Source organism: Actinopolymorpha cephalotaxi (assembly GCF_013408535.1).
GTDB lineage: Bacteria > Actinomycetota > Actinomycetes > Propionibacteriales > Actinopolymorphaceae > Actinopolymorpha > Actinopolymorpha cephalotaxi.
In genome coordinates this window covers 1,853,001-1,867,342 of record NZ_JACBZA010000001.1, presented here as the reverse complement: position 1 = coordinate 1,867,342, position 14,342 = coordinate 1,853,001, and the positions used below count along the sequence as shown (strand labels likewise).

14 protein-coding genes are annotated in these 14,342 nt (G+C 71.4%); 7 read left to right on the top strand and 7 right to left on the bottom strand.

The genetic code is table 11. From position 1 onward, the window contains the following. Positions 1 to 5: 5 nt before the first annotated feature. On the bottom strand, positions 6 to 845 hold the full coding sequence (locus FHR37_RS08375) for a nucleotidyltransferase domain-containing protein (protein WP_202818174.1): 840 nt from the start codon (positions 843 to 845) through the stop codon (positions 6 to 8). Then, positions 838 to 1,188 (bottom strand): DUF3817 domain-containing protein, encoded by a 351-nt coding sequence (locus tag FHR37_RS08370; protein ID WP_092884653.1) that lies wholly within the window; start codon positions 1,186 to 1,188, stop codon positions 838 to 840. Before FHR37_RS08370 ends, FHR37_RS08375 begins: the two co-directional genes overlap by 8 nt. A gap of 559 nt (positions 1,189 to 1,747) precedes the next feature. On the opposite strand from FHR37_RS08370, the gene FHR37_RS08365 reads away from it, so the two are divergent. From FHR37_RS08365 to FHR37_RS08350, 4 genes are all read left to right on the top strand, one after another. Beyond that, entirely contained in the window at positions 1,748 to 2,548 is an 801-nt protein-coding gene (locus FHR37_RS08365; protein WP_092884655.1) for an ABC transporter permease, read from the top strand. Further along, positions 2,541 to 3,344 (top strand): ABC transporter permease, encoded by an 804-nt coding sequence (locus FHR37_RS08360; protein ID WP_202818175.1) that lies wholly within the window; start codon positions 2,541 to 2,543, stop codon positions 3,342 to 3,344. The genes FHR37_RS08365 and FHR37_RS08360 overlap by 8 nt, the downstream gene beginning before the upstream one ends. 2 nt (positions 3,345 to 3,346) lie before the next feature. Next, a complete protein-coding gene (locus FHR37_RS08355) occupies positions 3,347 to 4,390 on the top strand; it encodes an ABC transporter ATP-binding protein (protein WP_092884657.1) in 1,044 nt (347 codons plus the stop codon). 180 nt (positions 4,391 to 4,570) lie between these two features. Continuing rightward, complete coding sequence (locus tag FHR37_RS08350) at positions 4,571 to 6,268, top strand: substrate-binding domain-containing protein (RefSeq protein ID WP_092884659.1); 1,698 nt, start codon at positions 4,571 to 4,573, stop codon at positions 6,266 to 6,268. On the opposite strand, the gene FHR37_RS08345 is transcribed toward FHR37_RS08350, so the two are convergent. After that, the gene (locus FHR37_RS08345; protein WP_092884661.1) at positions 6,222 to 7,055 is read right to left on the bottom strand and encodes a TrmH family RNA methyltransferase; all 834 of its coding nucleotides are present in this window, start codon (positions 7,053 to 7,055) and stop codon (positions 6,222 to 6,224) included. The genes FHR37_RS08350 and FHR37_RS08345 overlap by 47 nt on opposite strands. Positions 7,056 to 7,311: 256 nt before the next feature. Here FHR37_RS08345 and fdhD point away from each other — a divergent pair, with 256 nt between their 5' ends. Next, on the top strand, positions 7,312 to 8,166 hold the full coding sequence (fdhD, locus tag FHR37_RS08340; protein WP_092884663.1) for a formate dehydrogenase accessory sulfurtransferase FdhD: 855 nt from the start codon (positions 7,312 to 7,314) through the stop codon (positions 8,164 to 8,166). Here the strand turns inward: fdhD and FHR37_RS08335 are convergent. The 3 genes from FHR37_RS08335 to FHR37_RS08325 all read right to left on the bottom strand — a co-directional run bounded on the left by FHR37_RS08335 (position 8,150) and on the right by FHR37_RS08325 (position 11,307). After that, on the bottom strand, positions 8,150 to 9,652 hold the full coding sequence (locus FHR37_RS08335) for a tripartite tricarboxylate transporter permease (protein WP_092884665.1): 1,503 nt from the start codon (positions 9,650 to 9,652) through the stop codon (positions 8,150 to 8,152). The two genes, fdhD and FHR37_RS08335, sit on opposite strands and share 17 nt — an antisense overlap. Beyond that, positions 9,653 to 10,165, bottom strand: coding sequence for a tripartite tricarboxylate transporter TctB family protein (locus FHR37_RS08330; RefSeq protein ID WP_237768888.1), 513 nt, complete (start codon positions 10,163 to 10,165; stop codon positions 9,653 to 9,655). A gap of 131 nt (positions 10,166 to 10,296) precedes the next feature. Further along, complete coding sequence (locus tag FHR37_RS08325) at positions 10,297 to 11,307, bottom strand: Bug family tripartite tricarboxylate transporter substrate binding protein (RefSeq protein ID WP_092884669.1); 1,011 nt, start codon at positions 11,305 to 11,307, stop codon at positions 10,297 to 10,299. A 106-nt stretch (positions 11,308 to 11,413) separates the two neighbouring features. Here FHR37_RS08325 and FHR37_RS08320 point away from each other — a divergent pair, with 106 nt between their 5' ends. Both FHR37_RS08320 and FHR37_RS08315 read left to right on the top strand, forming a co-directional pair. Next, the gene (locus FHR37_RS08320; protein ID WP_139239039.1) at positions 11,414 to 13,123 is read left to right on the top strand and encodes a sensor histidine kinase; all 1,710 of its coding nucleotides are present in this window, start codon (positions 11,414 to 11,416) and stop codon (positions 13,121 to 13,123) included. Then, positions 13,120 to 13,794, top strand: coding sequence for a response regulator (locus FHR37_RS08315; protein ID WP_139239040.1), 675 nt, complete (start codon positions 13,120 to 13,122; stop codon positions 13,792 to 13,794). The genes FHR37_RS08320 and FHR37_RS08315 overlap by 4 nt, the downstream gene beginning before the upstream one ends. A 36-nt stretch (positions 13,795 to 13,830) precedes the next feature. Here the strand turns inward: FHR37_RS08315 and FHR37_RS08310 are convergent, their stop codons facing one another. Beyond that, positions 13,831 to 14,319, bottom strand: coding sequence for a GNAT family N-acetyltransferase (locus FHR37_RS08310; protein WP_092884671.1), 489 nt, complete (start codon positions 14,317 to 14,319; stop codon positions 13,831 to 13,833). Positions 14,320 to 14,342 lie beyond the last annotated feature (23 nt).

Sequence of the window (14,342 nt, the reverse complement as noted above, 5' to 3'; positions counted from 1 at the left end):
CGGCGTCAGTCGCCGCGAACGTCGCCGCGGACGTCGGCGAGCAGCCGGTCGGCGTCGTCGAGCGCCGCGGTGAGCTCGGCGGGCGTGGTGCCGATCCGGCCGCACAGCGCCTGGGCGCGGGCCGCGAACTCCGGTGGCGCGCCCGGCAACCGGCCCGCCGCGGCGACCAGGCCCTTCTCGTTCAGCACCCACCGGCCGGCGCGGGCGTGCAGCGCGTGCGCCATGATCCCGACCGCCCGCAGCACGCACATCGCGACGTACGCCGCGTCGCCCCGCCCGGTCGCCTTCCGCGCGACCGCGAGGCTGAACTCCGCCTCCCACAGCCAGCCGACGAGCGCCTCCCGCAACGGCTGAGGGTACCGCCCGGCGGCCTGCTGGAGCCGGCGCACCTCGCCGTCCGGATCGGCGACGACGACCGCGGTCGCGAGCTCGCCGACGTAGGTCGTACTGAGGAATCCGAACGGGTGACCCGGCTGGTGGTACAGCCCGAACTCCCCGCGCGCCGCGCGCTCCCACTCGTGGGTGACCCGGCCCAGGTCGCGCAGGATCCAGTCCACGGGGCCCTCGTCGGTGGACAGCCAGGCACCGCCGTCGACCCACGGCCCCCACCCGCCCGGGGCGGTGACCTCGGTGGGCCGCCCGGTCAGCGTGGTGGCCAGGTGGGCCAGCGCGGGGACGTCGAGGGGTTGGCGGTAGTAGACGCCGAGGTCGAGGTCGGAGGTGGCGTCGGCGGTTCCGCTGGCGTGGCTGCCGCCCACCACCACCGCGACGACGCCGGTCACCTCGACCAGCGCCTGCGCGTGGGTACGCGCCGTCGCCATCGGGTCGGGCGCCGGGTCAGTCACCCGCGCCGACCCGCTCGCTCCGCCGGCCGCCCTCACGGCCCCCGGCCCCCTGCTCGCGCCGGACGTCGGCGACGATCCTGCGCTCGGCGAAGAACGCCGCGAAGGGAATCGTTCCGGCCAGCATCACCAGCAGCATGCGTACCGGCCGCCACCGCAGCGAGAAGCCCAGCAGCAGCACCACGACGACGTAGGCCATGTAGAGGAATCCGTGCAGCTGGCCGACCACCATGGTCGGGCCGGGGGTGTCGGCGAAGTACTTCAGCGGCATCGCGACCAGCACCAGCGCGAGCAGCACGACACCGGTGACGTAGGACATGACCCGGTAGACAGTCAGCAGCGGCATGGCGGAACCTTCGTGAGCTGGTGGCTCGCGGCCGGGGACGCACCGCGACGCGAGCGGGACCCTGCCTGCATATCACGCGGACCCGGCCGCCGACCCCACCGCCTCGGGCAGACGCCGAGCCGCTCGGGGCGGACGCCGTGGTGCGGGCACCCGGGCGGTCCGAGGAAAAGACCCTTCCCGTCCCGGCCGGTGCCGGTTATGCTGTCTGGCCGCCAAAATCCCGGTCTGCGCAGGGTCAGCCCCAGCTGATCAGCCGGCCGCCGGGCATGTCCGCTCCCCTCCTCAACCCCCGGTCAGCACCGATGCGGGGGAAGTTCGACGTGCTCAGCCGCCGCGCTCCTCCCCCCGGAATGCGCCGGCGGCCGTCGTCCGAGATCCACCCCAAGCGCGAGAAAACACCCCCGCGCTGCTCCCCGCGTGCCCAAGACGCGCCACCTCCGCGCGCTCTGTCCACCTCACGCATGGCCTGTTCGTACGCAGTGGCCTGCCGCAAAGGCACGGTCTGTCGTACGCCTGGCCTGCCGCACGCACGTCAGTTGTCGAAGGGAGCCCGTTCAGCATGAGGGTCTATGCCGCGATCGCGTGGCGTACCTTCCGCCGGTACTCGACCTACCGCGCCGCCACCGCGGCCGGTGTCTTCACCAACACCGTCTTCGGTTTCATCATGGCGTTCACGTACATCGCGTTGTGGCGCGCCCGGCCCTCCCTCGGCGGGTACGACGTGACCGACGCGGTGACCTACGTCTGGCTCGGCCAGTCCCTCGGCATGGTCGGCGCCCTGTGGGGCGGCGGCTTCCGGGAGGAGCTGGCCGACCGGATCCGCACCGGCGACATCGCCGTCGACCTCTACCGGCCGGTCGACCTGCAGGCGTGGTGGCTGGCCAGTGACCTGGGCCGGGCCGCGTTCCACCTGCTCGGCCGGGGCATCGGGCCGACGCTGGTGGGCGCGTTCGCGTTCACCCTCAACCTCCCCGGCGACCTGGTGACCTGGCTGGCGTTCGGACTCGCGGTCTTCCTGGGAGCGCTCGTCTGCTTCAGCCTCAACTACCTGTTCACCCTGGCCGGCTTCTGGCTGATGGACGCCCGCGGCGTACACCAGCTCGCCGGGGTGCTGGCGATGTTCTTCTCCGGCATGTTGCTGCCGCTGAACGTCTTCCCCGGCTGGCTCGGCGACCTGGCCCGGGCGCTGCCGTGGTCGTCGGCGCTGCAGATCCCGGCGGACGTGTTCCTCGGCAAGCGCCAGGGCGCCTCGCTGGTCTCCGCGCTCGCGTTCCAGGCGGGCTGGGCGCTGGTGCTCTGGCTGGCCGGCCGGGCGCTCACTCTGCTCGCCACCCGGAAGGTGGTGGTCCAGGGTGGCTGACGCACTGCGGGCGTACGGCTGGATCGTCGCGATGTGGGTGCGGTCCACGATGGTCTACCGGGCGTCGTTCGCGATGCTCACCGTCGGGCAGTTCGTGGTGACCGGCTTCGACTTCGTGGCGATCTTCATCATGTTCGTGCACACCGACACCCTCGGCGGGTTCGACCTGCCCGAGGTCGCCTTCCTCTACGCCACCTCCGGGATCGCGATGGGCACCGCGGACCTGCTGATCGGCAGCATCGAACGCCTCGGCCGGCGGATCCGGGACGGGTCCCTGGACGTGATGCTGATCCGGCCGGTGCCGACGTTCGTCCAGGCCGCGGCCGACGACTTCGCGCTGCGCCGGCTGGGGCGGATCGTCCAGAGCCTGGTGGTGTTCGGCTGGGCGATGGTCGCGGTCGACGTGCACTGGACCTGGGACCGGATCGTGCTGATGCCGGTGATGCTGGTCAGTGGCACCGTCATCTTCGCCTCGATCTTCGTCCTCGGCGCGGCGTTCCAGTTCGCCGCGACCGACGCCGCCGAGGTGGCCAACGCGTTCACCTACGGCGGCAACTTCCTCACGCAGTACCCACCGACGATCTTCGCCAAGGACCTGCTCCGCGCGGCGACGTTCGGCATCCCGCTGGCGTTCGTGAACTGGCTGCCGGCGCTGCACATCCTCGGCCATCCGGACCCGCTCGGGCTGCCGAAGGCCTTCCAGTTCGCCTCGCCACTGGCCGCCGTCGCCCTCGCCCTCGTCGCCGCGCTGGCCTGGCGGGCCGGCCTGCGCAGCTACCGCAGCACCGGGAGTTGATCATGACAGAACGCACCACCACCACCACCGAGCTCGCCGCCGGCCCGTCCGCGGCGGCCACCTCCGCCGGGCCGCTGATCGAGGTACGGGACGTGCGGAAGACCTTCTCCGTACGACGGCGGGCCGGGCGGTTCCGGCGTACCCGCTCGGAAGTGCACGCCGTCGCCGGGCTGTCCTTCGAGGTGGCCGCCGGGGAGATGGTCGGCTACATCGGGCCCAACGGCGCCGGGAAGTCGACCACGATCAAGATGCTCACCGGCATCCTCGTACCCACCGCCGGCACGTTGCGCGTCGCCGGCATCGAGCCGTCCCGCGAGCGAATCCGGCTGGCCCGGCGGATCGGCGTGGTGTTCGGCCAGCGCACCACGCTGTGGTGGGACCTCCCGCTGCGGGACAGCTTCGGGCTGCTGCGGCGGATCTACAGGATCCCGGACGCGCGCTACCGCGAGAACCTCGACCACTACGTCGGCCTGCTCGAGCTCGGCCCGCTGCTGGACGTGCCCGTACGCCAGCTCTCCCTCGGCCAGCGGATGCGGGGCGACATCGCCGCCGCGCTGCTGCACGACCCGGAGGTCGTCTACCTCGACGAGCCCACCATCGGGCTGGACATCGTGAGCAAGGCGAAGGTGCGGGAGTTCCTGCGTGACCTCAACCGCGAACGCGGCACCACCGTCCTGCTGACCACCCACGACCTCACCGACATCGAGCAGCTGTGCTCGCGGGTGATGGTGATCGACCACGGGCGGGTGATGTACGACGGGAGCCTGACCGGGCTGCACGGGCTGGACGGCCTCGGCGGGAGCGAACGCACCCTCGTCGTCGACCTCGCCGAGCCGGGCCCGCCGATCGAGGTGGCCGGCGCAAGCGTGGTCCGGGTGGACGGCCCGCGGCAGTGGCTGGCCTTCCCGGCGGCGACCAGCGCCGCTCCCCTGGTGGCGTCGATCGCCGCGCGCTACCCCCTGGCCGACCTGTCCATCCAGGAGCCCGCGATCGAGTCGGTGATCGCCCGGATGTACGCCGCCGGCGGGGACGTGAGCGGGGCCTGAACGGGCCGTCATCGCCGCCGGAGCAGGTCCGGGACGAGGTCCGGGAACCCGACGCGGTGGCCGTCCGCGTCCACCCAGGTACGTCTGGTAGCGCTTCGTCCCATACGGGATGACCGTCACCGGTGTGGCCGGCTTTTCCGGTAATGTCCCGCCCACTCGGGGTGGAGAGGGAGCAGCACTATGCCCGGTCGTCATGCCGCCGCAGATCTGCGACCCCGCCGCCCCCGCGGCCGAGGTCGAGGTCGAGGCCTGCTCGTACTCGTCGTCGCCCTCGCGCTGATCATCCCGACGGCGGCCTTCCTGGGGATCCGTGAGTTCGGAGCGGCCTCGGGCAGCAGGTCCGCGTCCTGTGAGGGCACGCTGCGCGTCCGGGTCGCCGCCGCACCCGAGGTGGTCGCGCCGCTGAAGGCGGTGGCCGCACGCGTGGAGAAGGACAAGGTCCCGGTCGGCGGAGCGTGCCTGACGTTCGGTGTCACCGCGGCCGGCCCGCGCGACATGTTCACCCGGCTGTCGAGTGACAGCGGCAGCGACGACGCGAACGCCCCTGACCTGTGGGTGCCGGACACGTTCGAGTGGGTGGCCCGCACCGGCATCCCGCCGTCCCGGGTGCTCGCGCTCAGCCCGTCGCTGGCCGCGTCGCCGATGGTCCTCGCCACCACCCAGGCAGCGGCGGAGAAGCTCGGCGCCGACGCGGACAACTGGTCGACGCTGGCCACCAGCGGCCACATGGCGGTGGCGGACGCGGAGCGGTCGGGAACGGCCTTGAGCGCGCTGCTCGGCGTGCGGCGGTCGGTGACCGGCGAGGCCGAGGAGGCCCGGTCCAAGCTCGGCACGGTGCTCATCAAGCTGGCGAAGGACCGCGTGGACGGCCTCGACCGTGAGCTCGCGAAGGCGGACACCGAGGCCGGCCTGCAACGAGGTGTCCCGACCAGCGAGCAGCAGGTGCTGAGCTTCACCCGCGAACACTCCGACACCGACGTCGTGGGGGTCGCGCCGAAGAACGGCACGGTCCTCCTCGACTACCCCCTGGTCGCCGTCCGCCACGGCGCGGCCCGCACCGACAAGATCGCCGCCGCCGGTGCCGCGCTGGCCCGGTTCGCCGACGCTCCGCAGGGCCGGGAGACGTTCCGCAAGGCGGGCTTCCGCGACTACCGCGACCTCGCGCCGCCCACGAAGAACGCCGACGTCGGCGCCGTGAAGGTGCTGCCGCCGGTCACCCTGCACGACGCCGACGACGTGCTGCGCAGCTGGGCCGCGCTGAGCCTGGAGTCGCGGCTGCTCGCCGTCGTCGACGTGTCCGGTTCGATGGCGGCGGCCGCCGGCAGCCGGAGCCGGATCGAGCTGGCCCGCGACGCCGCCGGCACCGCGCTCAGCTACTTCCCCGACAAGGGCGAGGTCGGGCTGTGGGAGTTCTCCGAGCTCCGCGACGGCACCCGCGACTACCGCGAGCTCGCGAAGACCGCCGAGCTGTCCGCCGCCCATCGCGCCGAGCTGGCGAAGGTGCTGGCGAAGCTGCCCAGCCAGGTCAGCGGCGGCACCGGCCTCTACGACACCTTCCTGGCCGCGTACCGCACCGCGCAGAACGGCTACGACGACGCCAAGGTCAACTCGGTCGTACTGCTCACCGACGGTAAGGACGAGGACCGTACGGGCGTCTCCCTTACCCAGCTGCTCAACACGCTGAAGACCGAGGCCGACCCGGCCCGCCCGATCGCGGTCATCCTGGTCGGCATCGGCCCGCAGGCCGACCTCGCCTCCCTCGACAAGATCGCGAACATCACCGGTGGCCGGGCCTACCGCGCGCGCGACCCCCAGGACATGGAGGGCATCGTCATCGACGCGCTCCTGCGCCGTCAGTGCGGCGCGACCTGCAAGTGAGCACCTCGTACAACAGCAGCGCCGCCGACACCGAGACGTTCAGCGAGTCGGCGGACCCAAGCATCGGGATCGACACCCGCCGGACGGGCGCCGCGTACCACCCGGAGGAGACGCCGCGTCCCTCCGAGCCCACGACGACGGCCGTACGCGGGCCGGACAGGTCACCCGCCCGGTAGTCGCGGCTCGCGCCGGGCTCGGCCACCACGACGGTGAACCCGCACCGGCCGAGCCAGGCGATGGCCGAAGCCGGGTCGGGCAGCTCCACCAGCGGCACGCCCAGCACCGTGCCCCGGCTCGCCACGAACACCCGGGGATGGTTGGGCCGGACCTGCCGGCGCACCAGTACGACACAGTCGGCGCTGCACGCGTCCGCAGTCCGGATCAGGGTGCCGAGGTTCCCGGCGTACTCGATGCCGTCGGCCACCAGCACCAGCGCCCGGTCGCCGAACTCGAGCTCCCCGGCGGCCCGGCGCGGCAACCCCGCCAGCGCGAGCAGGCCGTCGGGGCGGGCCCGGCCGCTCAGCCGGGAGAGGACCTTGGGGCCGATCTCGTACGCCGCCTCCGCGCGCTCGCGGAGGGCGTCCGCGCACCGGCGCGCCTGCGGCGTACGAACCAGCTCCGGGCAGCACAGGAAGGTCTCCACCGGTGTGCGCGCGGCCAGCAGTTTCTCCAGCGCCCAGATGCCCTCGACCACCACGTGGTCCTCGTCGGGTGGCGCGGTGTTGCGTGCGGCGGCCAGGAACGGCCGCAGGCGGGGATGGTGCAGGCCGACGCGTTGCGGCGTCATCGCGATGCTCCCGTGGGTGGTGGCCGCGACGACCGCGCGGCCACGAAGGTGGAGAGACGGTGAGGTGCGGGCGGACCGCGCGACACCGGCTCCACGCCGGGACGGTCCGCTTCGAGGTCGTCGGCCGCTACGGCCGGGCGGTCACGCGGGCGCTACCCGCGGCGCATCTCCACGTCTCCGACTGTAGGCCGGGGTGTGCCGGTGGGTCATCCGGTTTTGCGCGCGGCGAGGATGGGGCCATGACAAGGATGGGCCCATGACTCTCCCCACCCGGCGGCCGGGCAGCACCGTGCGAGTACGGGTCCGCGAGGTCGACGGCGGCACGGTCCGCGGCCGCGCCGACGTGGTGGCCACCGAGGAGCCGCTGGAGATCCGGGTCGGCTGGCCGGGGTCGGTGCCGCGGTCGCTGGTGGTCACCATGCGCACGCCGGGTGCCGACTTCGAGCTGGCCGCGGGGTTCCTGCGGTCGGAGGGGCTGCTGACCGACACCGACGACGTCGTACGCATCGCGTACTGCACGGATCCGGCGCTGCGCACCGAGCAGCGCTACAACGTCGTCACCGTCGACCTGGCGCGGCCGCTGCCGGAGGCGCCGACGGCGAGGTACGGCGCGGCCACCTCCGCCTGTGGCGTGTGCGGCAAGGAGAGCCTGGACGAGCTCGAGCTGCGCGGCTGCTCCCCCGTCGCTCCCGGCCCGGTGCTGGACTCGGCTCTGCTGTGCGCGCTGCCCGACCGGCTCCGCGAGGCGCAGGACGTGTTCAGCCGGACCGGCGGGCTGCACGCGGCCGGACTCTTCACCGCCGACGGGACGCTGCTGCGCGCCCGGGAGGACGTCGGCCGGCACAACGCGGTGGACAAGGTGGTCGGCTGGGCGTTCCTCGAACGCCGGCTGCCGCTGGCCGACCACGTCCTGGTCACCAGCGGCCGCGCGGGGTACGAGATCTGCCAGAAGGCGCTCGCCGCCGGCATCCCGTTCGTGGCGGCGGTCGGCGCGCCGTCCAGCCTGGCGGTGGACCTGGCCGATCGGTTCGGGATGACGCTGGTCGGCTTCCTGCGCGGTGAACGCTACGTCGCCTACACCCATCCCGAACGCCTCACCGAGCTGCGTTGAACCGCCCTGGCCGTGGGAGGTGACGCCGCGCGAGCGGCGCGACCAGGATGAGGACGATCAGCGCGTAGATGAGGTAGGACACTGGCCCGCCGAGCAGTCCGGACAGGTCACCGCCGGAGAGCTGAAGCGCCATCCGTGCCTGCCGTTCGGCGATCGGGCCGAGAATGACGCCGACGATGAGCGGCAGCACCGGAAGCCCGAAGCGGCGCATGGCAAAGCCCAGAATCCCCAGTACCAGCAGGAGAAACAGGTCGAACGGCTGGGCGTTGACCGCGTAGGCGCCCATCGAGGCGAAGAACAGAATGCCCGCGTAGAGATACGGCCGCGGAATGCGCAACAGCTTGGCCCACAACGGCGCGAGCGGCAGGTTGAGCACCAGCAGCATCAGGTTTCCGATGAACAGGCTCGCGATCAGCGCCCACACCAGAGCGGACTCGCGCTGGAACAACAACGGCCCCGGCTGGATGCCGTACGACTGGAAGGCCGCCAGCATCACCGCCGCCGTGGCGTTGGTGGGCAGCCCGATCGCCAGCATGGGCACGAGGGTGCCGGCCGCCGAGGCGTTGTTCGCGGCCTCCGGACCGGCGACGCCCTCGATGGCGCCCTTGCCGAACTCCTCGGGATGCTTGCTGAGTTTGCGTTCGGTGACGTACGACAGGAAGGTGGGGATCTCGGCACCGCCCGCGGGCAGCGCGCCGAAAGGGAAGCCGATCGCGGCGCCACGCAGCCAGGGCTTCCAGGATCGTCGCCAGTCCTGCCGGCCCATCCACGGTTGGCCGACCGGCACGACCTGCCCGGCCGTACGGCGAAGGTGGGCGGCGACCCACAGCACCTCACCGACGGCGAAGATGCCGACCGCGATCACCACGACGTCGATGCCGTCGGCCAGCAAGGGAGAGCCCAGCGTCAACCGCTGCTGGCCGGTGACCTTGTCGATGCCGACCAGGCCGATGACCAGGCCGAGCAGCAACGACGCGAAGCCCCGCACCCGGGAGTGCCCGATCACGGCGGTGACCGCGACGAACGACAGCACCACGATCGCGAGGTAGTCGGGCGCGCCGAGACCGATCGCGAACGCGACGACGAGCGGCGCGACGAGAACGAGCCCCAGCGTGCCGATCGTGCCCGCGACGAACGAGCCGATGGCCGCCGTCGCGAGAGCCTGCGCCGCCCTGCCGGCCTTGGCCATCTTGTTGCCCTCGATCGCGGTGACGACCGAGGACGACTCACCGGGGGTGTTCAGCAGGATGGAGGTCGTCGAGCCGCCGTACATGCCGCCGTAGAAGATTCCGGCGAACATGATGAGCGCCTGCGTCGGGTCCATCCCGTACGTGATCGGCAGCAACATCGCGACGGTCATGGCCGGACCGACGCCGGGGAGCACGCCGACGGCGGTGCCCACCGTCACCCCGATCAGGGCGATCAGCAGGTTGGCCGGGGTCACGACGTGCGCGAAGCCCGCCAGTAGCTGGTTCAGGTTGTCCATCTACAAGATCCCTTGCAGCACTCCGGCCGGCAGGTTGACACCCAGCCCGACCGCGAACGCGTAGAAGCTGGTCAGCGACAGCGCGACTCCGAACGCGAGACCGAGCACGTAGCGCCTGCTGCCGAGGGCGAGAGCCGAACCCCAGAACAGCAACGCCCCACTGATCACCCAGCCGAGCCGGTCGACCAGCAACGCGTTGGCGACGAAGACGCCGATCAGCGCGAGAACCGCACGCCAGCCGATCCTCGCGGTGAGGTCGACGTCCTCACCGCCCTCCTGCTCACCGGTGCCGCCGCGGGCCACGTCGATCGCGTAGATCACGGCGACGACCAGCAGCAGTACGCCGAGCAGAATCGGCGCCGGGCGTGGACCGATCGGGTCGTTGCTGCTGGTCGCGCTGCCGATACGACTCGCGTCGACGACCACCGCTGTGCCCGTCAGGGCGAGGAACGCGCACACGCCGTACTGTGCGCGATCCGGCCGCTGTCGCTGCAGTTCACCCGTGCGGTCCACGTCCGTGCGGTCTTCGTCCGTGCGGTTTTCGTCCGTGCGGTTTTCGTCCGTGCGGTTTTCGTCCGTGCGGTTTTCGTCCGTGCGGTTTTCGTCCGTGCGGTTTTCGGCTGTCCCGTGATCGTCCGTCCGGCTCATGCCAGCCCGAGCCGCGACAGCGTGTCGGCGACCGTCTGGTCCTGCTCCTTCAGGAAGGTGCCGAAGTCCTCGCCGGTGACGAACGCGTCGGTCCAGCCGTACTTCTTCTCCTGGGCCTTCCAGTCCTTGGAGTCGTGCATCTTCGTCAGCGCGTCGACCCACACCTGGCGCTTCTCGTCGGAGATCCCTGGTGGGGCGACGATTCCGCGCCAGTTCGTGAACACCAGATCGATGCCCGCGCTCTTCAGCGTCGGTGCGTCCTTGATCGCCGTGACGGGTTCCTCGCTGGTCACTGCGAGGACCCGGATCTGGCCCGCCTCGATCTGGTCGAGGAACTCACCGCCACCGCTCGCGCCGAACGCGATCTTGTCGCCGAGCAGAGCGGGCAGCAACTCCCCGCCACCGTCGTAGGTGACGTAGTTGACCTTCTTGGGATCGATGCCGACTGCCTTGGCGAGTTGCATCGGCAGCAGGTGATCCGGGCCGCCGGGCGAGGAGCCGCCGCCGACGGCGACGCGCCGGGGGTCCGCCTTCCACGCGGTCACGAGGTCGTCGATCGTCTTGTACGGCGAGTCCTTGGGCACCACGATGGCGCCGGCTTCCTCGATCAGCTTGGCGATCGGCGTGGTGTCGGTCAGCTTCGCCTTCGACTTCTGGGTGTACGACGCACCGACGACGCCGAGCCCCATCTGCATGGCGAGCTTGCCGTTGCCCTTCTCGTTGACCGTGCGCTGGAGCCCGACCACCCCGCCGGCGCCTTCCAGGTTGAAGACGTTGACGCCGGTGGCGATCTTGTTGTCCTCCATCACCTTCGCGACGGTCCGGGCCGTGATGTCGTAGCCGCCGCCAGGGCTGTTGGGGACCATGATCCGCAGGTTGCCCACCGGGCCGTCAGAGCCCTTGTTTCCTTGGCTTCCCGGCTGCTTGTCCGCTGTGACTCCACACGCACCGGCCGCGAGCACCGCGGCGGCCAGAGCACCGGCGAGCAGGCCCCTTCTAAGTTTCATCGCGGTTTCTCTTTCGTTTCGTCGGAGTCAGGCGCGATGATGGTGCCGCTTCAGCGGGTGGCCGTCCACCGTTGTGTCACTTGCGAAGGTTGTGTTCATTGTGGTCATGAGTCCCCGCCGCTCCCTGGCGGGCCAGTTGCTGGCGCTGCAGCTGGTGATCATCGTCCTCGTCCTGGTGGCGGTCGCCGCGCTGTCGCTCACCCAGTCCGCGGCGACGTTCAACCGCGTGGAGGGCCGCCGGGTCGCCGCACTCGCCGAGCAGCTGGCCGCCAACCCACTGGTACGAACCAATCTGGTTCCCCCGGAGTCCACCGGTCCGCTCGCCACCCTCGTCCAGACCGTACAGACCCAGTCCGACGTCACGTCGGTGACCGTCGCGAACGCGCGCGGTGAGGTGGTCAGCTCCACCAATCCGCTCCTCGTCCGCACCCGGCTGCCGTTCGGCGGCCCGGCGGGCAGCGAGGGGCGTGGCTGGTCCGGGGAGATCGAGATCGACGGGTCGCGCGAGCTGGTCGCCCAGGTGCCGGTGCTCTCCGCACAGCAGCGGAGCCTCGGCCTGCACCTCGGCACCGTCATGATCGGGGAAGCGTCACCGTCGTTGTGGGACCGGCTGGCCGGCGCCTCCTCCTATCTCGTGATCTACCTCGGCGTCGCCAGCCTGATCGGGCTGGTCGGCTCGTGGCTGGTGGTGCGGCGGATCAAACGGCAGACGTTCGGCATGGAGCCGCGGGAGATCGCCGGGCTCGCCGAGCATCGGGAGGCGATGCTGTACGGCATCGCCGAAGGGGTCGTCGCGCTCGACCCGCACCACCGCGTCACGCTGGCCAACGCGGTGGCCCGGACCCTGCTCGACCTGCCCGAGCGGTGCGTCGGCCAGAGCCTCGACGAGCTCTCGATCGAGGGACGGCTGCGGGACGTCCTGCTGGCATCGGACGGCATCGCCGAGCGGGACGAGGTCGTCCTCCGGCGAGGGCGGGTGCTGATCATGAACCGGATGACCGTCGTGAAGGACGGCCGGACGCTCGGCTCGGTGACCACCCTGCGCGACCGCACCGAGCTGGCCGAACGCGAACGCGAGGTCAGCTCGTTCCGCAGCTCCGCGGAACTGCTGCGGGCGCAGGCCCACGAGTTCGCCAACCAGCTGCACACCATCTCCGGTCTGATCCAGATCGAGGAGTACGACGAGGTGGTGCGCTACGTCGACGCGCTCAACGTGCACCGGCAGTCGCTGGACCTGACCCTCGCCCAGCGGATCCAGGACCGGGCGGTCGCCGCCCTGCTGATGGCGAAGTCCGCGCACGCGGCCGAGCGCAGGATCCAGCTCCGGGTGTCCGAACGCACCTGCCTGAACCCCCTGCACCCGCACGACTCCGCCGACGTGGCGACCGTCGTCGGCAACCTCGTGGACAACGCCCTGGACGCCGCGGCCGACGCCGCCGGCACGACCGGGAGCGCCGAGGACGCCGAGGGCGCCGGGGCTGCCGAGGGCACCGGGAGTGCCGACCACGCCTGGGTCGAGCTCGAGGTCCTGCAGGACGCGTCCAGCGTGGAGATCGTCGTGCAGGACTCCGGCCCGGGAGTCGCGCCGGACCTGGTGCGGGAGGTGTTCTCGCACGGATTCACCACCAAGGCCGCGCAGGCCGGTGAGCGAGGCATCGGGCTGGCGCTGACGCGGCGCATCTGCGTACGCCGCGGCGGGGAGATCGCAGTGACGAACACCACCGACGGCGCGAGGTTCACCGCCCGCCTGTCGATCGGCCAGCGTACGGACTCCACCGAGCACACCGTCGGCCTGACCGAAGGAGCGGCCCCATGATCGGCGTACTCGTCGTCGACGACGACTACCGAGTCGCACGCATCCACAGCAACTTCGTCGCCCGGGTGCCCGGCTTCACCGTCGTCGGTGTCGCCCACACCGGCCGGGATGCCATCGCGATGGCTGCCCGGCTGCACCCCGACCTGGTACTCCTCGACCTCTACCTCCCCGACATCCACGGCCTGGACGTGATCAACCAGCTGCGCGTCGCCGGGCACGACTGCGACATGTTGGTGATCTCGGCCGCCAAGGAGGCCACCGCGATCCGTGCGTCCGTACGCCAGGGAGCGGTCAACTACCTGCTGAAGCCGTTCGGGTTCGACGATCTCCGGCGCCGCCTGGAGAGTTACGCCGCACAGCGGACGGGACTGTCGCTCGCCGCCGTCCAGGACCAGACCGACGTGGACCGCATGCTCGCCAGCGCCACCTCGCGGATGACCGCGACCGCGTTGCCCAAGGGGCAGAGCGCGGAGACGGCCGCCCTGGTCGAGCGGGCACTGCGCGCAGCCGACGCCGGCCTGTCCGCCGCGGAATGCGCCGAGCAGGTGGGCGTCTCACGGGTGAGCGCGAGGCGATACCTCGAGCACCTGAACGAGACCGGGCGGGCCGAGATCTCGCTGCGGTACCAGGCGACCGGCCGGCCCGAACGCCGCTACCGCTGGGTCGGCTGACCGGCGTAGAAGACCGGTGCAGCCGGACCGGGTTCGTCAGCCGACGGTGAACGTCAACTGTGTCGCCGGCAGGTCGGTCTCGGGTGGGCCGAACTGCCGCCGGCCGACCTCCCCGGTCGCCACCGCCCGCACCACGTCGGGCCAGAACCGCCGGGCAGCGTCGTTCCCGTCGTAGTAGTCGAGGCTCCACTTCCCCGGATAGCGGCGGAACATCGCGTGCGCCGCCGACCGGCCGACCCCGGACCGGCGGTGCTTCGCGACCACGAAGAACTCCGCGACGACATTCGTTCCGCCCTCGTGCCGCACCAGTGCGAACCCGGCCAGCCGGTCACCCACCAGGATGAACAACGGCTCGCGGCCGGCCTCGACGAAGTAGTGGTCGAGATAGCGGTAGGGGTAGGTCCCGTGCGTGGACAGCTCGACGTCCCTGAGGGAGCTGAAGTCGTACAGGTAGAGCTGCAGCAGGTTGGCGAGGACGGACTTGTGGGCCTCGGTCACCCGGACCAGCCGGACGGCGTCGTTCACCCGCCCACCCTAAGGCGCACGGC